Annotated in this window: 17 protein-coding genes; 5 read left to right on the top strand and 12 right to left on the bottom strand. The window is 72.3% G+C overall.

Annotation, left to right across the window (positions count from 1 at the left end; all coding sequences use genetic code 11):
- Positions 1-127 precede the first annotated feature (127 nt).
- The 7 genes from ABT254_RS43700 to ABT254_RS43670 all read right to left on the bottom strand — a co-directional run bounded on the left by ABT254_RS43700 (position 128) and on the right by ABT254_RS43670 (position 6255).
- On the bottom strand, positions 128-646 hold the full coding sequence (locus ABT254_RS43700) for a GNAT family N-acetyltransferase (protein WP_351483286.1): 519 nt from the start codon (positions 644-646) through the stop codon (positions 128-130).
- 52 nt (positions 647-698) lie between these two features.
- Positions 699-1241, bottom strand: coding sequence for a P-loop nucleotide/nucleoside kinase family protein (locus ABT254_RS43695; protein WP_351483285.1), 543 nt, complete (start codon positions 1239-1241; stop codon positions 699-701).
- Positions 1242-1293: 52 nt separating this feature from the next.
- Complete coding sequence (locus ABT254_RS43690; RefSeq protein WP_351483284.1) at positions 1294-1989, bottom strand: maleylpyruvate isomerase family mycothiol-dependent enzyme; 696 nt, start codon at positions 1987-1989, stop codon at positions 1294-1296.
- 22 nt (positions 1990-2011) lie between these two features.
- Positions 2012-3223: a 4-hydroxybenzoate 3-monooxygenase gene (locus ABT254_RS43685; protein WP_351483283.1), complete on the bottom strand. Its 1212-nt coding sequence runs from the start codon at positions 3221-3223 to the stop codon at positions 2012-2014.
- A 56-nt stretch (positions 3224-3279) separates the two neighbouring features.
- On the bottom strand, positions 3280-4662 hold the full coding sequence (locus ABT254_RS43680) for an L-serine ammonia-lyase (protein WP_351483282.1): 1383 nt from the start codon (positions 4660-4662) through the stop codon (positions 3280-3282).
- Positions 4663-4783: 121 nt separating this feature from the next.
- Complete coding sequence (locus tag ABT254_RS43675) at positions 4784-5038, bottom strand: biotin/lipoyl attachment domain-containing protein (protein ID WP_351483281.1); 255 nt, start codon at positions 5036-5038, stop codon at positions 4784-4786.
- Positions 5039-5073: 35 nt separating this feature from the next.
- On the bottom strand, positions 5074-6255 hold the full coding sequence (locus ABT254_RS43670) for an NAD(P)/FAD-dependent oxidoreductase (protein ID WP_351483280.1): 1182 nt from the start codon (positions 6253-6255) through the stop codon (positions 5074-5076).
- A 219-nt stretch (positions 6256-6474) separates the two neighbouring features.
- Between ABT254_RS43670 and ABT254_RS43665 the strand changes: the two genes are divergently transcribed.
- A complete protein-coding gene (locus ABT254_RS43665; protein WP_351483279.1) occupies positions 6475-7272 on the top strand; it encodes an IclR family transcriptional regulator in 798 nt (265 codons plus the stop codon).
- Positions 7273-7305: 33 nt separating this feature from the next.
- Here ABT254_RS43665 and folP read toward each other — a convergent pair whose 3' ends face one another.
- The 3 genes from folP to ABT254_RS43650 form a co-directional block, all read right to left on the bottom strand.
- The gene (gene folP, locus ABT254_RS43660; RefSeq protein WP_450753348.1) at positions 7306-8196 is read right to left on the bottom strand and encodes a dihydropteroate synthase; all 891 of its coding nucleotides are present in this window, start codon (positions 8194-8196) and stop codon (positions 7306-7308) included.
- A 190-nt stretch (positions 8197-8386) separates the two neighbouring features.
- Complete coding sequence (locus ABT254_RS43655; RefSeq protein ID WP_351483278.1) at positions 8387-8767, bottom strand: bifunctional 3-phenylpropionate/cinnamic acid dioxygenase ferredoxin subunit; 381 nt, start codon at positions 8765-8767, stop codon at positions 8387-8389.
- Positions 8768-8954: 187 nt separating this feature from the next.
- A complete protein-coding gene (locus ABT254_RS43650; protein ID WP_450753347.1) occupies positions 8955-11426 on the bottom strand; it encodes a SpoIIE family protein phosphatase in 2472 nt (823 codons plus the stop codon).
- Between the two features lie 253 nt (positions 11427-11679).
- Here ABT254_RS43650 and ABT254_RS43645 point away from each other — a divergent pair, with 253 nt between their 5' ends.
- A complete protein-coding gene (locus tag ABT254_RS43645; RefSeq protein ID WP_351483277.1) occupies positions 11680-13746 on the top strand; it encodes a SpoIIE family protein phosphatase in 2067 nt (688 codons plus the stop codon).
- A 69-nt stretch (positions 13747-13815) separates the two neighbouring features.
- Complete coding sequence (locus tag ABT254_RS43640; RefSeq protein ID WP_351483276.1) at positions 13816-14070, top strand: EF-hand domain-containing protein; 255 nt, start codon at positions 13816-13818, stop codon at positions 14068-14070.
- Positions 14071-14108: 38 nt separating this feature from the next.
- On the opposite strand, the gene ABT254_RS43635 is transcribed toward ABT254_RS43640, so the two are convergent.
- Together ABT254_RS43635 and ABT254_RS43630 are read right to left on the bottom strand one after the other, a co-directional pair.
- Positions 14109-15032: an RNA polymerase sigma-70 factor gene (locus ABT254_RS43635; protein ID WP_351483275.1), complete on the bottom strand. Its 924-nt coding sequence runs from the start codon at positions 15030-15032 to the stop codon at positions 14109-14111.
- Between the two features lie 165 nt (positions 15033-15197).
- Complete coding sequence (locus tag ABT254_RS43630; RefSeq protein WP_351483274.1) at positions 15198-15848, bottom strand: DUF6629 family protein; 651 nt, start codon at positions 15846-15848, stop codon at positions 15198-15200.
- 290 nt (positions 15849-16138) lie between these two features.
- Between ABT254_RS43630 and ABT254_RS43625 the strand changes: the two genes are divergently transcribed.
- Positions 16139-17371 (top strand): PP2C family protein-serine/threonine phosphatase, encoded by a 1233-nt coding sequence (locus ABT254_RS43625; protein WP_351483273.1) that lies wholly within the window; start codon positions 16139-16141, stop codon positions 17369-17371.
- Between the two features lie 207 nt (positions 17372-17578).
- Positions 17579-18955 carry an alpha-lytic protease prodomain-containing protein gene (locus tag ABT254_RS43620; protein ID WP_351483272.1) on the top strand — a complete coding sequence of 459 codons (1377 nt, stop codon included), beginning with the start codon at positions 17579-17581 and terminating at the stop codon, positions 18953-18955.
- Positions 18956-19100: the final 145 nt, after the last annotated feature.

The raw sequence follows: 19100 nt of genomic DNA, 5'->3' as shown, positions 1-19100 counted from the left end.
AGCTGACGGCCTCGGCGTGCGATTGTGCGGCACGACCGGGGCCTTGCCGCAAGCCCCCCAGTGCGCTATAAGTTGAGAGTGGCAAGGAGTGACCGACCTCCTTGCCTTTGCTTTTTGGGTGCCGTGTTCAGGCCGGTTCGCCGCGCAGGATGCTGTAGCGCACGCCGTCACGCCACTGTCCGTCGCGGAAGGCGATGCTGCGCAGGACGCCCTCGCGGGTGAACCCGACCTTCTCCAGGGCCCGTTGTTCGGGGATGTTGTCCGCTTCGGTGTCCGCCTCGATGCGTACGACCGTCGTGTGCGCGAAGAGGTAGCGGACCAACTGCCGCTGCGCCTCGGTTCCGACGCCCTGTCCGCGGGCCTCCGGCAGCAGGTTGATACCCATGTTCCAGTAGGTGGTGGTCCGGGTGGGCCTGACCTGCCGCCAGGCGACGAACCCCAGCGGCTGCGCGCCGCGCACCACCATCAGATGCCCTCCGTCGTCGCCGAGCAGGCCGTTCTCCGCCCACTGGCGCCGCCAGCGCCCGGTGTCCCACCAGCCCCACCACTGGAAGGGCACGACGGTCTCCGGATCGACGAGGAAGCGTTCCATGACGGACAGGTCGGGCTCGGCCACCGGACGCAGCGCAACACGGTCGATGCTCATGTGACTCACCCTACGGCGCGACCCGACGGCTGTCGGGGCTCCGCGGGTGGGGTCAACTCCCTTGCCCCGCCCAGCCGGTGAGGGCAACGACCTCGCGGGCGATGTCCCCGACCGTGCGTCCGTCCGTCATGACACGCACCGTCTCCGCGGGGGCCCGCCGGTCCAGGATCCGGGCCTTGCGGGCGCTGCCCTCGAGCTCCTTTTCCAGCTCCGAGCCGAGTTCCCGCCGTACCAGCCGCTCTCGGGCGGTGGCATCGGTGGCGGTGAGCAGGACCCGTACGGCCCGCACCTCGGCCCCCATGGCGCGCTCGAACATGCCCGCCGCCTCGGGGAGCACACTCGCCGTGTTCGTGTAGATCAGACGGCGGTAGCCGCGCCGGGCGAAGTTCGCCCACACCGCGGTCAGATTGCTCTCGGTGATCTCCGCGCGATGCGGATCGCCCTCCGGGGCCGGGTGCACCTGGCCCATGAAGTCGCCGTCGATGATGGCGTGAGCGACCGCGGCGGCCCGCAGCAGCGCCGAGACCTCCCACCCGACCGTTGTCTTTCCGACTCCGGCCCGTCCTCCGACGAGCAGCACCTCCGCACGGTCCATGGGAGGCAGCGTGCCAGTTCGCAGTCGTGCGGGGCGAGCAGATATCGCTGCCTCAGGGTGTCAGGGTGCCGGCCGCCAGGATGGCCAGACCGGCCTGCCGGTCCCCACTCCAGCTGAATGCCTCGCTCATGCCGGGCATACGGCCCCACAGCAGAAGCAGGAGGTGCTCCGCGGTGGCGGACAGCGTGGCTACGGGGGTTCCGGGGCCGTAGGTCCAGGAAGCCCCGATGTCCGTGGCCGCAAGGCGCAGTCCGCTCCGGGGCGGCTGCGCTCGGCCCCGCGCGATCTGCCTCGGCGCCATCGTGTCGAAGACCTCCGCCACTCCTTCACCCGCCAGTTCGGGGTCGAGCGCTCGCGCCCTTCCGAGCGCGTGCTCGGCGTCCCACCGGTGCACGAGCGACTCCAGAGCGCGGCGCCGCTGCCAGAACCCGACGGTGTGCGGCGGATGGAACGTCCAGGCGCTCGCACCCGGGTCCGTGTCCAGGACCTTCAGCAGCCTCTGCGACGTCTCTTCGAACCACCGCACGAGTTCCGCCGGATCGCGGGGAGCGGGTGCGGGGTCGTGGTCGCCGTGCTGTTCGGTCACGGCGGTCGCCGCCCACTGGTTCGAAGTGCCCAGGTGCTCCGCCAGGTCGTGCAGCGTCCACCCCGCGCAGTGCTCTATCGGGACGGACAGGTCGCCGTCGAGGCAGGCGCGGAACGCATGGAGTTCATCGCGCAGATGGAGAAGCAGAGAAGCCGAGTCCATGAGCGATGAACCTAACCCATGCCTAAGCGGGGTCCAGCCCCGTCATCAGTTCCGCGAAGGCGCGGGCCGCGGTGGGTGAGGTGAGCAGGCGGTCGAGGCGGGCGCGGGCCAGGTTGCGGTGGAAGGGGCCAAAGGCGGTGGTGTCGCCGGCGTCGTGGAGGGTGCGGGTGAGCCAGTGGGAGAACTCCTGGTCGTTCCAGACGCGGCGCAGGCACCGCTGCGAGTAGCCGCGCAGGGCTGTGTCGTCGTGGTCGCGGACGGAGTCCCGGACGGCCCGGGCGAAGACGTCTGCGTCGTAGAGGGCGAGGTTCATGCCCTTGCCGCCCATGGGGGAGACGATGTGGGCGGCATCGCCGACGAGGTAGAGGCGGCCGTACTGCATGGGATCGTGGACGAGACTGCGGAGGCGGAAGGTCTCGCGGTCGGTGATCGGACCGGCGGTGAGGGCGGGGTCGGCGAGGCGGGTGCGCAGGGCGTCCCAGATGCGGGTGTCGGGCCAGGCGTCGGGGTGGTCGTCCGGCGGGCACTGGAGGTAGTAGCGGCTGGTCTGCGGGCCGCGGGGGAAGTGGGCGGCGAAGCCGTGCGGGCTGACGGCGAGAAGCGGGTGGGCCGGGGGCGGGGCGTCGGCGAGGACGGTGAGCCAGCCGATGCCGTGGTCCTGGGAGTACGCGGTGAGGGCGCCGTCGGGGACCGCGGTGCGGCTGATGCCGTGGTCGCCGTCGCAGCCGGCGACGAAGGTGCAGGTGATGGTGTGGAGGGTGCCGTCCGCGGTGCGGTAGCGGACGGTCGGGCGGTCGCCGGTCAGGTCGTGCAGGGAGACGTCGGCGGCCTCGAAGCGCAGATCGCCGCCGTCGGCGAGGTATGCGGCGGTCAGCTTCTGGACCAGTACCTGCTGGGGGCAGAGGCGGGCCCGCGGGCCTTCGGAGCCGTCGTTGTCGGACACGAGGTGGCTCTCGCCGTCCACCCGGATCTCCAGGATGCCGTCGTACGGGATACCGCCCAGGACGCGGTCGGCCAGCCCCCAGGAGTCGAACATCCGCACGGCGCGGGTTTCGACGATGCCGGCCCGCTGGCGCTGCGCGACGTACTCGCGGCTGCGGCGCTCCAGGACGATGCAGTCGATTCCGCTGCGTCGTAGCAGATTGGCGACCGTCAGACCGGCCGGTCCCGCGCCGATCACGACGACGGTCGCGGATTCCGGCTGGTCCGCCAACTCCCCCGTATTTCCGGCCACTTGACCACCTCCGCTGTCAGACTAGCGGAGTGGTCCGGATCTCCAGGGGTTCCTCTTCAGCACTCGATGACGTTGACGGCGAGTCCGCCGCGGGCGGTCTCCTTGTACTTGACCTTCATGTCGGCGCCGGTCTCCTTCATGGTCTTGATGACCTTGTCGAGGGAGACGTGGTGGCGGCCGTCGCCTCGGAGTGCCATCCGGGCCGCGGTGACCGCCTTGACCGCGGCCATGCCGTTGCGCTCGATGCAGGGGATCTGGACCAGACCGCCGACCGGGTCGCAGGTGAGACCGAGGTTGTGCTCCATGCCGATCTCGGCGGCGTTCTCGACCTGTTCGGGGCTGCCGCCCAGTACCTCCGCGAGGCCGCCCGCCGCCATGGAGCAGGCGGAGCCGACCTCGCCCTGGCAGCCGACCTCGGCGCCGGAGATGGAGGCGTTCTCCTTGAAGAGCATGCCGATCGCGCCCGCGGCCAGCAGGAAGCGGACGATGCCGTCCTCGTCGGCACCGGGCACGAAGTTGAGGTAGTAGTGCAGGACCGCCGGGATGATGCCGGCCGCGCCGTTGGTGGGGGCGGTGACGACCCGGCCGCCGGCCGCGTTCTCCTCGTTCACGGCCATCGCGTAGAGCGTGACCCACTCCATCGCACGGGCCAACGGGTCGCCCTCGCTGCGCAGTTGACGGGCCGCGGCCGCGGCCCGGCGCCGTACCTTCAGGCCGCCCGGGAGGATGCCCTCCAGGGCCAGGCCGCGCGACACACAGCCCTCCATGACCCGCCAGATCTCCAGCAGACCCGCCCGGATCTCCTCCTCCGTCCGCCAGGCCTTCTCGTTCTCCAGCATCAGCGCGGAGATCGACAGGCCGGTCTCCCGGGCCAGCCGCAGCAGCTCGTCGCCCGTGCCGAAGGGGTGGGCGAGCACCGTGTCGTCCAGCTTGATCCGGTCCGCCCCGACGGCGTCCTCGTCGACGACGAAGCCGCCGCCCACCGAGTAGTACGTCTTCTCCAGCAGCGGCACATCGTCGGCGTCGTACGCGAAGAGGATCATGCCGTTCGCGTGGTACGGCAGCGAGCGCCGGCGGTGCAGGACCAGCTGGGTCGAGACGTCGAAGCCGATCTCGTGGACCGGGCCGATCCGGGCGCCGAGGAGGCGGATGCGGCCGGTGGCGCGGATGCGCTCGACGTCCAGGTCGGCCTGGGCGACGTCGACCGTGTGCGGCTCGTTGCCCTCCAGGCCGAGCAGCACCGCCTTGGGGGTGCCGTGGCCGTGGCCGGTCGCGCCGAGGGAGCCGAAGAGCTCCGCCCGTACCGCGGTGGTCTGGGCGAGCAGGCCGTCCTGCTTCAGCCGGGCGGCGAACATCGCGGCGGCGCGCATCGGGCCGACGGTGTGGGAACTGGACGGTCCGATGCCGATGGAGAACAGGTCGAAGACGCTGATTGCCACGCCATACTCCGGGGGATTTGCGGGGCGTGCCGACGCGGATCACGGGCACGCCCCTGCGGGCGGGTGGTCGGTTACAGACCTGCGTAGAGGGGGTGCCTGTCGGCGAGCGCCTTGAACAGGGTCATCGGCGGTCTCCTCGGATGTGGGCGCAGTGGGCTGCGTACGGGCCGCTGACGGCCGTCAGTGACCTGATCTCTCCGCGGCTCTCGCCCGCCTCCACGCGGCTGCCGACCTCGGGCAGCCGCAGATGGACGACGTCGCCGAGGGCCTCGGTCGCGAACACGGTGATGCCGACGGTCGCGTTGCCCTCGTCCACGACCAGCCACTCGTGGTCCCAGGTGTGGCGTAGGTGCCGCGGGATGCTCGTGGCGGTCATCTGCGCTTTCCGCAGGGGCAGTTGAGACGTGGGGCTCATGACACGGGAGCCGGGAGAGCGGGGGCGAGGGTGCGGCGGAGCCGGTTGAACAGCTTCGGCTGGTTCAGGGAGAGCACGGCGACCGGGGCGCCCTCGCGCAGATAGACCGAGACGAAGGAGCGGCTGTCGAGGCTGCCCTCGATGAGTTCGGGGCGGTCGCCGGGGGCGACGTGTCCGGCGAGCTGGATGCGCACCTGGTACTGGTCGGACCAGAAGTACGGCGCGGTGATCCGGGCGGGCGCGGCCGACTCGCCGGTGAGCAGCGTGCGGGCGGCGGTCTTCGCCTGCTCGGTGGCGTTGGTCCAGTGCTCGATGCGGGCGTGCCGTCCGGTGAACGGGTCGGGCCAGCGGGCGACGTCCCCGACGGCGACCACGCCCGGGACACTGCTCGCGCCGCCTGCGTCGCACACCACGCCGTCGTCCACCTGTACACCGGACCCGGCGAGCCAGCCGGTGGCGGGCCGTACGCCCACTCCGACCACGACGATGTCGGCGGGCAGCAGGCGTCCGTCCGCCAGCCGTACGCCGGTGACCCGGTCCACGCCGGTGAGTCCCGCCACGCCGGTTCCGCACAGCAGCCGCACCCCGTGGTCGGTGTGCAGCGAGGAGACCACCAGGCCCATCTCGCGACCCAGTTGGCGTTCCAGTGGGACGTCCACGGCTTCCACGACGGTGACATGGAGGCCGAGCCGGTGGGCGGTGGAGGCCACCTCGGCACCGATGAAGCCGGCGCCGATGACGACGACCCGGGGCAGTCCGTCGAGCAGTTCGGCGCGCAGGGCCTCGGCGTCGTCGAGGGTGCGCAGGGTGTGGACGCCGGCCAGTCCGTCCATGCCGGGCAGCAGGCGGGGACCGGCGCCGGTCGCCACCACCACCCCGTCGCTGCGCAGCCGCCGTCCTCCGGCGAGGGTGACGGACCGGTCCGCGGGGTCGAGCCGTACGGCGCGCTCGCCGAGCAGCCAGGTGACCTGGAGGGCCTCGTACTCGTCGGCGTCGCCGAGGGCGAGCGCCTCGGCGTCGATGTCCCCCTTGAGGAAGTCCTTGGACAGCGGCGGGCGGTCGTAGGGGGTGTGGCGCTCCTCCCCCACGACGACGATCTCGCCGTCGTACCCCTCTGCGCGCAGCGCGCGGACCGTGCTCAGGCCTGCCAGCGACGCGCCGACGACGGTGATGCTCATGGGGAACCTCCGGGTTGCGGGCGCCCGACCGGGTGTCTCGGATGACACAACAAAGCTCGCTATACGCAACATGCTTGGCCGAGGTCGAGGACTTGTCAAGAGACGGGCGGCATTAGTGCGCAATAGCGCAGAAGGTTGCGCGATGCGCAACCTTCACCCCGCGCACTACGTCACCTCCGACCTCGACGAAGGCCCGATACGAATGCGTATAGTTGCGTCATGAGCAACTACACGGCAGACGGCGAAACTGCGGCTCCCGCGGTGAGCGGGGTGCAGTCCGTCGACCGTGCCGTCAGCGTCCTGGAGATCCTCGCCCAGCGCGGCGAGGCGGGCGTCAGTGAGGTGGCCGGCGAGATCGACGTCCACAAGTCGACCGCGTTCCGCCTGCTCGGCGCGCTGGAGGCACGCGGTCTGGTGGAGCAGACGGCCGAGCGGGGCAAGTACCGGCTCGGTTTCGGGATCGTGCGGCTGGCCGGCGCGGTCACCGGCCGGCTCGACATCACCCAGCAGGGCCGGCCGGTGTGCGAGCGGCTCGCCGAGGAGATCGGCGAGACGGTCAACATCGCGGTGCTGCAGGAGCATTACGCCGTCAACCTCTACCAGGTACGAGGCCCGGGCGCGGTCGGCACGCACAACTGGGTCGGTCAGCTCACCCCGGTGCACGCCACGTCCAGCGGCAAGATCCTGCTGGCCCATCTGTCTCCTCAGGAGCGCGCCGACGTGCTCGCGGCGGCCGGGCTGCGGAAGCTCACGCCCCACACGCTGACGGTCAGGGCGAAGCTGGAGACGGACCTCACCGCGGCCCGGGAGCGCGGATACGCGGTGACGCGGGAGGAACTCGAGATCGGGCTGCACGCCATGGCGGCGCCGATCCGCTCCCGTGACGGCGAGGTCATCGCGGCGCTGAGTGCGTCCGGGCCCGCGTACCGGTTCACCGAGGAGCGGATGAACGAGGTGGCACCGGTGCTGCTCAAGGGGGCCGAGGAGATCAGCCATCGGATGGGGTATCTCGGCTAGGCGCTGCGCTGCTTGCCGCGGGGTGCCGTCTTGTCAGGCAGGCGTCTCGGCGCCCCAGCGGGCCGTCACCCGTACCGCGTCCAGGGTCGACGTCACGTCGTGCACCCGTAGGCACCAGGCGCCCTGCGCGGCGGCGAGCACGGAGACGGCGGTGGTCGCGGCGTCACGCTGCTGTGCCGGGCGGGACTGTCCGGTCGCCGGGTCGGCCAGCAGGCGGCCCAGGAACGACTTGCGTGACGCGCCCACCAGGACGGGGTGGCCCAGCGCGCGGATCTCCCCGAGGCGACCCAGCAACTGCCAGTTGTGCTCCGCCTCCTTGGCGAAGCCCAGGCCGGGGTCGACGATCAGGCAGCCGGGGCGGATGCCCGCCTCCAGTGCGGCCTCGACCCTCAGGCGCAGTTCGCCGGCCACCTCGGTGACGACGTCGCCGTAGACCGCGTTCGCCTGCATGGCGGTGGCGTGGCCGCGCCAGTGCATCAGCACGTACGGCGCGCCGGCGTGGGCCATCGTCGGCAGCATCGCGGGGTCGGCCAGGCCGCCCGAGACGTCGTTGATCAGCTGGGCGCCCGCGTCGAGCGCGCGGGCGGCGACCTCGGCCCGCATGGTGTCGACACTGACGACGGCTCCCGCCGCGGCGAGTTCCGCGACGACGGGCAGGACGCGCCGCAGCTCCTCCTCCAGGGTCGGCCGCTGCGCGCCGGGGCGGGTCGACTCCCCGCCCACGTCGACGATGTCCGCCCCGTCCTCGAGCAGGGCGAGCCCGTGCGCTACGGCCGCCTCCGGGGCGAACGAGAGCCCGCCGTCGGAGAACGAGTCCGGGGTGACGTTCACGACCCCCATGACCAACGTCCGGCCGGGCCGCGGCAGTCCGTGCGGATGCGGTTCCGGCGTCCCCGGGCGCGGCGGGGCGCTCGCCTGGACCATGGCGGTCACGAGGAGCCGCCCTTCCGCACCGCCTCGGCGGCCGCCGGCCCACGCCGCCGAGGGCACCGGCGGCTCGGGTGAACACCAGCCGCGTCGAACTGAATGCTCACGCGGTACTCGTCGAACCAGGCGTACGGACCCGCCGCGACCCACGGGGCGGCGAAGCCGGTCGAGGCGGCCCCCACACTCCTCACGCGGCCCCTCCCGCGGGAACGGCCCCCCGAAGGCGGGCCGCCACGCACGTCGGCGGGAGGTTCGGCGGGGCCTCGGACAGCTCGACGTAGATCGTGCCGTCCTCGACGAGGACCCGGTGGGTCCGGACGGGCAGCCGGGCCGGTGGGGCGTCGACGGCGCCGGTGCGCAGGTCGAACTTCGAGGCGTGCAGCGGGCATTCCACCTCGCAACCCTCCAGCCAGCCGTCGGCGAGCGAGGCGTCCTGGTGGGTGCAGGTGTCGTCGATCGCGTAGAGCTCGCCGTCCTCGGTGTGGAACACGGCGACCGCCGGGTCGGACTCGAGGCGGAACGCCTCGCCCCGCGGCAGATCGGCGAGACGGCAGGCGGGAATCATCATGACCACCTCGGTGCGTATTGCGAAACTTAATGCGCGACGCGCAACGCCAGTTTCCGGCTGCCCCCAACCCTTGTCAAGGAGCAGCCACACGGCGGCTGTCAAGGAGTCGCACGGCGGCAGCGGTCAAGAAGTCGTACGGCGGTGGCCACCACGGAGGCACCCGTACCGGCGGGCCCCGCCGCACCGGTCAGGGAATCTCCTGCTCCGCCCAGATGATCTTTCCCTCGGGCGTGTACCGGGCGCCCCATCGATCGGTCAGCTGGGCCACCAGGAAGAGGCCGCGGCCGCCCTCGTCCGTGCTGCGGGCATGCCGCAGCCGGGGGGCCGTACTGCTGGCGTCGGCGACCTCACAGGTCAGGGTGGAGTCGCGGATGAGGCGCAGCCGGATGGGAGGTTCGGCGTAGCGGATCGCGTTGGTGACCAGTTCGCTCACGACGAGTTCCGTCGTCATGACCAGGTCCTCCAGCCCCCAGGCCGCGACCTGGCGGGTGGCGCGGGCGCGGACGTCGGCGACGGCGGCCGGGTCCACCGGCACCTGCCACGAGACGACGTGGTCGGAGCCGAGCGCGTGGGTGCGCGCCAGGAGGAGGGCGATGTCGTCCGGCTGTGGCACGGGCACGAGTTGCCGTACCGCCGAGGTGCACAGGACGTCGAGGTCGGTGTCGGAGCGGGCCAGCAGCTCGCCGAGCCGGGACATGCCCAGCTCCATGTCGCCGTCGGCGCCCTCGATGAGGCCGTCGGTGTAGAGGCCGATCAGGCTGTTCTCGGCGAGTTCGATCTCGGTGGCCTCGAAGGCCATCCCGCCGAGCCCGAGCGGCGGCCCGGCCGGCGGTTCCGGGAAGGACACCTGTCCGTCGGGCGCCACGACGACCGGCGGCGGGTGTCCGGCGCGGGCCATCGTGCACCGCCGGGTGACCGGGTCGTAGACGGCGTACAGGCAGGTGGCCCCGAGGAAGGCGGTGGTGCTGCGGTGGGCGGCCTCGTCGTCGGTCCGCTCGGCGCTCAGCCGCAGCACCAGGTCGTCGAGGTGAGCGAGCAGTTCGTCGGGGGGCAGCTCCATGTCGGCGAGGGTCTGCACCGCCGTGCGCAGCCGGCCCATGGTCGCCGCGGCGGTGATGCCGTGCCCCACCACGTCGCCGACGACGAGCCCGACCCGCCCCCCGGACAGCTGGATCACGTCGAACCAGTCGCCGCCCACGCCGTCCGTCGGATCCGCCGGCAGATAGGCCGAGGCCACCTCCAGCGCGGTTCCGCCGGTCAGGGCCTGCGGCAGCAGACTGCGCTGCAGGGTGACCGCCGCGGTGTGTTCCCGGGTGTAGCGGCGGGCGTTGTCGACGCACAGCGCGGCCCGCGCCACCAGTTCCCGGGCCAGCAGTACGTCGTCGGGCTGGAACTGGACGGGATTGAGCGACCGCATGAACGTGGTCAGGCCCAGGATGGTGTTCCGTGCCCGCATGGGCACGGCGATGAACGAGTGCAGCCCGAACTCCTTTATTTTTGCCGCTCGTTCGGGCTGTTCGGTGAGCCACCGCTCGTCTGACGGATCGAGGACGGGCAGCAGGATCGGCTCGCCGTCGACGAGCAGGTTCACATCGTGCGCGGGAGGCAGAAAGTCCGCGCGGTCCCCCACCCGTACCACGGCCTCCGGACAGCCCTCACGCACCGAGCTCATTCCGGCCCGGCGCATCACCGGTCCGACGGAGGCCGGCCCGGCGTCCGTCAGCCACGCACCGTGCCCCTCGGTGCTGAGCACGGGCTCCAGCAGGTCCACGACGACGAAGTCGGCGAAGCGGGGTACGGCGAAGTCGGCGAGTTCCTGGGCCGTCCGCATCACGTCCAGAGTGGTGCCGACACGCGTCCCGGCCTCGTTGACCAGGGTCAGGAGCCGGCGGGCGTTCCAGCGCTCGGTGACGTCCTGGACCATGTAGCAGACTCCGGTGACGGACTCGTCGGCGTCCACCAGGGGGAAGAAGGATGTCGAGTAGGCGTGCTGGCGGTGCGGGTCGGCCCAGCTCCAGCCCAGATACTCGTAGTCGATGACCGGGTCCCCGGTGTCCAGGACCTTGCGCATCAGTCCCTCGATGGCGGCCGCCTGCAGCCCGGGCAGCAGTTCGCTCAGCCGGCGTCCCATCCGCTGCTCGCGGGGCACTCCGCCGAAGCGTTCCAGGGTGTCGTTGAGCCAGACGTAGCGCAGTTCCTGGTCCATCACGGCCATGCCGATGGGGGAACGGGTCAGGAACCCGTCGAGGACGGACTGGCCGACGGACCACTGCTGCCGCTGCTCCCGCGCCGACAGCAGGAAGCACTCGTCCTCGCCGATGCGGAAGGACGCGGAGACCCGCAGGTCGACGTCGAGGCTCCGGCCGTCGCGGTGCCGCACGGAGATGAGGCCGCTCCAGCCCATTCCGGCGCGGCACCGCTGCGCCACCGCGGCCACCCGGGCCGGGTCGGCGGGCATCGCCACCAGACGCGCGGCGGAGCCGCCGACCACCTCGGACGCGGGGCGGCCGAGCAGTGCTTCGGCACCCCGGGTCCAGCCGAGCACGACGCCCGCCGCGGACACGACCGCCGCCGCGTCGGTGGACGCGTCGAGCCCTTCGCGCGGCCCTGAGGGCGTGGGCCCGTCGGATGTCTCTCGCGCAGGATCCATGGGTGCCATCCGGGTGCCGTCCTCGTACAGGACCATGTTCCTGCTTGTCCGCCCGATCCGCACGGCCCTGGCGGACTCCCGCGCCTCGCCCGCAGCGCTTCCGCCCTTCCCGGACCGGAGGGAGCATGGAAGTGCCGCTGGTCGGAATCCGGGTGGCGGTGCTGCACCATTCCAGGGGACGACCCCCGGACCCCCGGCAGAAAAGCCGGTCAGCTGGGGCGGACGTCGCGAGACCCCGCCCAACGGTGGAGGTGGTGGCGGGATGACAGCCGAATCCTTCCGGTCCGACAGTGATGCGGACGATTTCGAGTCGCCCCCGCCGACCGGTCTCCTGGACGTCCTGAGCGTGGCCGCGACCGTGGTCGACGCCGACGGACGCATCGTGTTCTGGACCCCGCAGGCCGAGGAGCTGTTCGGCTACAGCGCACAGGAGGCGCTCGGCAAGTACGCGGCCCGGCTGTTCATCCACCCCGAGCATCTGAAGTCGGTGGTCAAGCTGTTCACGGAGGTGCTGGAGACCGGCCGGAGCTGGGCGGGTGCCTTCCCCATCCGGCACAAGGACGGCAGCACCCGCGTGATGGAGTTCCGCAACATGCGGCTCCAGGACGATCTCGGGGACATGTACGCCCTGGGCATCGCCGCCGACCACAATCTGCTGCAGCGCGTGGAGACCGACCTCGCCCTGTGCGAACGGCTGATCAACCAGTCCCCGATCGGCCTCGCCCTCCTCGACCCCGATCTGCGGTACCTCCTGGTCAACCCGGCGCTGGAGCGCATCGACGGCATCCCCGCCGAGGACCATGTGGGCCGGCGGCTGAGGGAGACGCTGCCGCTGCCCGACGTCGGCACCATCGAGAGCGCGCTGCTCCAGGTGCTCACCACCGGGACCCCGCTGCTCGACCAGTACCACGTGGGCCGCCCGCCGACCGACCCCGACCACGAACACGCCTGGTCGCTCTCCTTCTACCGGCTGGAGGACCCGGGCGGGCGGGTGCTGGGCGCGGCCGCCTCGGTCGTCGACGTCACCGAACGGCACCGGGCGGCCGCCGAGGCCGACCGCGCCCGGCGCCGCCTCGCCCTCATCGCGGATGCCTCGGTGCGGGTGGGCACCACGCTGGAGGTGGAGGAGACCGCCCGTGAACTGGCCGAGATCGCCGTGCCGCAGCTCGCCGACGTGGTCGCCGTGGACGTCCTCGACTCCGCGCTGGCCTGCCGCCGCTCACGCAGACCCGACGACGGCCCGGAGCTCTTCCGCGCTCTCGCGCTCAAGGCGGCCCAGCCCACGGTGGCGCTGCGCGCGGCCGACCCGCCCGGCGGCCTCGCGGCCTACGAGGGGGACCGTCTGGTCACCCTGTGCGTGCACACCGGCCGGCCGGTCCTGGTCAGGCACGTCAGCGACCGCGATCTGCCGCGTATCGCCCGGGACGCCGAGGCCGGCTCGCTGCTGGCGCGCGCGGGCGTCCACTCCTACCTGGCCGTACCGCTGATCGCGCACGGCGAGATACTCGGCGCCCTGGACCTCAAGCGCACCACCAACCCGCTCCCCTTCGACGAGGACGACGTCGTCCTCGCGAGCGAACTGGCCGGGCGCGCGGCCGTGGCCATCGACAACGCCCGCTGGTTCCAGAGCGTGCGCAACACCGCCCTCACCCTCCAGCGCAGCCTGCTGCCCGACCACCCGCCGCAGCACTCGGGGCTCGAACTCGCCTCCCGCTACCAGCCCGCCCAGGCCACCAGCGAGGTCGGCGGCGACTGGTACGACGTCATCCCCCTCAGCGACGACCGGACCGCCCTGGTCGTCGGCGACGTCATGGGCAACGGCATCGACGCCGCCGCCACCATGGGCCGGCTGCGCACCGCCACCTGCGCCTACGCGGACCTCGACCTCGCCCCCGACGCCGTGCTCCAGCACCTCGACAAGATCACCTGCGATCTGGAGCACTACATCGTCACCTGCCTCTACGCGGTGTACGACCCGCGCACACGGCGGTGCCAGTTCGCCAACGCGGGCCATATGCCGCCCGCCCTGGCCGGGCCGGACCGCGCCCCCGAGCTGCTCGACCTGCCCTCCGGCGCCCCGCTCGGCGTCGGCGGCATCGCCTTCGAGACCACCACGGCCCGCCTCGGCCCCGGCGACCTGCTGGTCCTCTACACCGACGGCCTCGTCGAGACCCGCCACCACCCCATCGACGACCGCCTCGGCGTGCTGCTCGGCTTCCTCGACGAACCCCACCGGCCCCTGGAGGAAACCTGCGACCTCCTGCTCTACGGCCTGCGCCACCCCGACGACCACGACGACGTCGCCCTGCTCGTCGCCCGGGCCCTCTAGCCGGGTGCGGCGGGGAACGCGAGTGCCGGGAGAGGCGTCCTCCTTCATGAAAGGAACGGGGGCGACAAGATGAGTGACAAGGCACGGAAGCTGTTCGAGGCGCTCGACCTCGACCACAACGGAACACTGACCCGCGAAGAGGTGATCATCGCCCTGCGGACCAAGGGCCCGACCCTGGCCGCGTCGGGAGATCTGCCGGTCTGGGCCCTGGGGGACGCCGAGGACTCCTCCGCCCTCTTCGACGCGGCCGACCAGAACGGCGACGCCGTACTGACCCTGGAGGAGTTCGCGGCCCTGGTCGACCGCCGCTTCGGCTGGCACTGACTCGGGCCGGCGCAGCTTCGGCGGACGGTCGGCCGAGGTCAGCCGCTCTGCCGCCGGGCCTGCTTCACCTCGCGGTCGACGGCCCAGGCGTCGCCGACCGGGCCGAGGTGGGCGAGCTTGTCGGGGTTGAGCACCGCCCGGACGGTCTGGATCCGGCCGTCGAGGACATCGAGGGCCATGGTCTGCAGGATCCTGCCGTCCCTGTCGCGGAAGATCGCGCCGGGCTGGCCGTTGACCTCGTGCAGCTCGAACGTCACGTCGATCCGGATCAGCCAGGGGAACACGGTGCCCAGCAGCCGGGCCACGTTCTCCGCGCCCGTGACCGCCCTGGCCAGCTGCGGGGCCTTGCCGCCGCCGTCCCCGACCAGCTGGACGTCGGCAGCGAGCAGGTTCTGCAGCCCGCCCACGTCGCCGTTCTTCAGCGCGTCGAAGAACCGCGTCGCCAGCTCCTCGCGGTCCTCACGGTCGGCCGCGAACCGGGGCCGGCCGTCCTGCATGTGCCGCCGGGCCCGTACCAGCAGCTGCCGGCATGCCGCCTCCGAACGCCCCACCGCCGCCGCGATGTCGTCGAACCCGAAGGCGAACACCTCGCGCAGCACGAACACCGCACGCTCCAGCGGGCTGAGCCGCTCCAGCAGCACCAGCGCCGCCATCGACACCGAGTCGGCCAGCTCCACCGACCGCTCCGGATCCTGGTACGGGTCGCTGAGCAGCGGCTCGGGAAACCACGGCCCGACATACTCCTCCCGCCGCACCCGCGCGGAACGCAGCACATCGATCGAGATCCGGGTCACCACGGCCGACAGATACGCCTTGGTCGACGTGGGCCGGGTCGCCGAGGCGTCGAAGCGCAACCACGCCTCCTGCACCGCGTCCTCGGCCTCACTCACGCTGCCCAGGATCCGGTAGGCGATCGAGAACAGCAGCGGCCGCAGCTCCTCGAACTCCTCGACCTTCCTCACACCGGTCCCCTTCCCCCGTGAGGTGCTCCCCCGTAGCGCGTCCATGGTGTGCTCCTCCGCCGTCGTCACTGACCACACCCTCTGAGACGGGGCGGCCCGACCGCCTGTGACATGGCCGAATGTGACCTGCGTCTCCCGGCCGCAAAAGCGCCTTCTGAGGCCGATTCACACCCTGTCGGGGGTGGGCGGAACGCTGCTGCGAGTACTCGGCCGCCGGGCCGCCACCCACCCGAACACCACCACCGAGCAGGCCGCCGCGAACGCGCACCAGGTCGAGACGAACTCCAGCCGCCACAGCGCCCAGCACACCACCGCGCCCACCCCGGCCAGCACGCCGAGCGCCACCAGCCAACGGTCGCCGGACAGCAGCAGGGCGCCCACCGTGGCCAGCAGATACCCCGCGATCAGGACGCCCGCATGCGGCAGCCCGATGACATAGCCGACGGTGTGCCCACGGATCTCGGCCCGCACGGGACGGGTGGCGACGGCGTACGCCAGCACTCCCGCGGTCGCGACACCGCACGCCACGGGAATCGACAGCCGGGCCGCGGCATCCCGCGAAACGGCGCTCAGCACGGCCAGCGGCACCCACACCGCAAGCAGGGGAAGGGCGATCACGGCCCAGGCGACGGTGGCCCATCCGGTGCCGCCCCCGACCTGCCACACCCGCGCCTCGACCAGCTGATGGACGCCGAGCAGCACCGGCAGCGCGGCAAGGGGGAGATCGCCGAGCCGGTGCACGCGCGCCACGCAGGCCACCCCCACGCAGGTGATCCCTGCACCCGCCACGAGATCAGCCGTCGCACTCCAGCACATGGCACCAACCTTGGCGGCGACCGCTCGTCAATTCCAGCGGTGCCTCCGGCGACCCAGGAGTCTCAGCCACGTGTGCGGAGGTACTCCTCCAGCTCGGCGGCGCCGGTCAGCATCCCCGCCCGCGGGTGGACACCGGCTGCGCCAGTCGCGCAGTGCGACTCGTCGTAAACGCGGTACCCGGTCAGTGGGTCGCGGCGCGGGCGCGTGGCACCGGGCCGTGGAACGGCCGCCCGCCGCATTCGCTTCTATCGTGGGAACACACTGATGGTTGGCGCCAAGGCAGGCAGCACATGAGGGAACCGCAACCGATCGACTACGCGGCGGTCTTCCAGGCCCTGCCCGGCATGGTGGCGCTGCTGACACCCGAGCTGGTGTACGTCGACGTCAACGACGACTTCGCGCAGCTGGCCGGACGCTCACGCGAGCAGCTCCTCGGCCGCTACATCTTCGACGTCTTTCCGGAGAACCCGAACGATCCGGCCGCCGCCGGCATGCGGGAGACCCGGGAGTCGATGCTGCGGGTGGTGGCCACCGGCGAGCGGGACACCATGGCGGTGCTCCGCTACGACATCGAGGACGCCCAGCGGCCCGGCCACTGGCAGGAGCACTTCTGGAGCCCCGTCAACGCGCCCGTCCTCGGCCCGGACGGGAAAGTGGTGCTGGTCGTGCACCGGGTGGAGGAGGTCACCGAGCTTCTGCGCGCCCGCGGCAGCCTCACCGACAACGACCGGGCGAGCGTGCTGGAGGCAGAGCTCTACACCCGCGCCCGGGAACTGCAGGAGGTCAACGAGCGGCTGCGCCGGGCCCACGCCCACGAGCGTGAGGTCGCCCTGGCCCTGCAGACGGCGATGATGCCCACCCCGAGGCATCTCGGTCCTCATCAGGCGGCCGTGCGCTACCGGCCGGCCATCGGTGACCTGAACGTGTGCGGCGACTGGTACGACCTGGTGGACCTGCCGGGCGACCGGATGGCGGTCGCGGTCGGGGATGTCGTCGGCCACGGACTGGCGGCCGCCTGCGCCATGGGCCAACTGCACAGCGCGCTGAGCGCGGCCACGCGGGTCGCCGACGGCCCGGCGCAGGCCCTTGAGGCCCTCGACATGTACGCCGGCTCCGTCGACGGGGCCGAGTCCGCCACGGTGGCGACGACCATCATCGACTGGGGCGGGCACGGCATCACCTACAGCTGCGCCGGCCATCCGCCGCCCGCCGTGCTGCACCCGGACGGCAGCGTCTCCTTCCTCGACCAGGCCACCGACCCGCCGATCGACGCCCGGCCCGGCCGCTTCGCCCGACCGCAAGCCCGTGTGCCCTTCGCCGAGGGCGACACCCTGGTGCTGTACACCGACGGGCTGATCGAGCGCCGCGGCGAGGACATCGACACCAGCCTGGGCCGCCTCGCCGACTGTCTGGCCCGCCACCGCCGGACCGCTCCCGAGGCCCTGGCCGACGCCCTGCTGGCGGACCTTCTCCCCGCCACGGGCAACACCGACGACACCGCGCTGGTCGTCGTCAGCCTGTAGCCGACGAGCCCGATTCCGAAGCGTTCCTGCCGAGACGGCCGCTGACGCCGGCCGGCGCTCTCCCATGCCCGTCGTACTGCACATGGCACCCCAGGCGTCCCCCAAAGCGCGAAAGACCTCCGCCTTTGACATCCTTCCGGGCCTTTGCGGCAAGGCCGCCTACGGATTCGCCTCAGTCTCCCCCGTACTCAGCAGGAGGTACACCGCATGGTCGGCAGACATGCAGCGCGCAGGCGCCGCGCCGCCCTGGCCACACTCGGCACCCTCGTCCTCACCGGGATCCCCGCGGCCGCGGCGGCCGCCCCGCCGCCCGCACCTGGGCCCCTGCCCGCCGGGGCCCGGTCGCTCGGCGCCGACAAACCCTCCGCGCAGATCCTCGGCGCGATGCAGCGCGACCTGCATCTGACGCGGGCACAGGCGGCCACCCGGCTGGTCAACGAGGAGGAGGCGGGCACCCGCGCGGGCCGGCTGCACAACGCTCTGGGCGGGCACTTCGCCGGAGCCTGGGTCAGCGGGAAGACCTCCGCCGAGCTCACCGTCGCGACCACCCATGCGGAGGACGTACCCGCCATCAAGGCGCAGGGCGCCAAGGCCGTGGTCGTCAAGGCGCCGCTCAGCGCCCTCGATGCCGTCAAGGCGAAGCTGGACGCGGCCGCCGTCCGCGTGAAGACGCACGACACCCCGGTCTGGTACGTGGACGTGCCGGCGAACCGGGTCGTCGTCGAGGCGACGAGGCAGTCGGCGGCCGCCGCCTTCCTGAAGGCCGCCGGAGTGGAGGACCGCGGTGTGGCGGTCCGGCTGACGACGGACCGGCCGCGGCTGATGGCGGACCTCGTCGGCGGCGAGGCCTACTACATCAACAACGCCGCCCGCTGCTCCATCGGCTTCTCCATCACCAAGAGCCAGCAGCAGGGCTTCGTCAGCGCGGGGCACTGCGGCAAGGCCGGCGACAAGACCACCGGCTACAACAAGGCCGACCAGGGCACGTTCCAGGCGTCCACGTTCCCCGGCAAGGACATGTCCTGGGTGGCCGTCAACAGCAACTGGACCGCCACGGCCGACGTCAAGGGGTCGGGCGGCAGGAACACGCAGGTCGCCGGCTCGGTCCAGGGGCTCGTCGGGGCGTCGGTCTGCCGCTCGGGCTCCACCAGCGGATGGCACTGCGGCACGATCCAGCAGCACGACGCGTCGGTCGACTACGCCCAGGGCACCGTCGACGGCCTGACCCGGACCTCGGTGTGCAGCGAACCCGGTGACTCCGGCGGCCCGTTCCTGTCCGGCGCCCAGGCGCAGGGCGTCACCTCGGGCGGCTCCGGCGACTGCACGGCCGGCGGGACCACCTTCTACCAGCCGGTCAACCCGATCCTCAGCACCTTCGGGCTCACCCTGAAGACCGCGTCCGTGCAGACCGGCCCGCCCGCGCCGCAGGGCGCCGGCACGGCCAACGCCTGGGCCGCCGGCCGGGTCTACGAGGTCGGCGCCACTGTGACCGTCGCGGGCGTGCGCTACCAGTGCCTGCAGACCCACCAGGCGCAGGGTGCCTGGTCGCCGGAGGGCACACCGGCCCTCTGGCAGCGGATGTAACCGCAGAGGCTTGCGGGGGGGGGGGGGGGGCCCCCCCCCCCCCCCCCCCCCCCCCCGGGGGGGGGGGGGGCCGCCGCCCCCCCCCCCCCCCCGGCGGGGCGCGCGGAAGGGCGCCGCGGCCCGCCCCCCCCACCCGGCCCCCCGG

It is taken from the genome of Streptomyces sp. NPDC001137 (assembly GCF_040298885.1).
GTDB lineage: Bacteria > Actinomycetota > Actinomycetes > Streptomycetales > Streptomycetaceae > Streptomyces.
The sequence above is the reverse complement of the archived record's forward strand: the minus strand, read 5'-3'. Positions and strand labels throughout refer to the sequence as shown.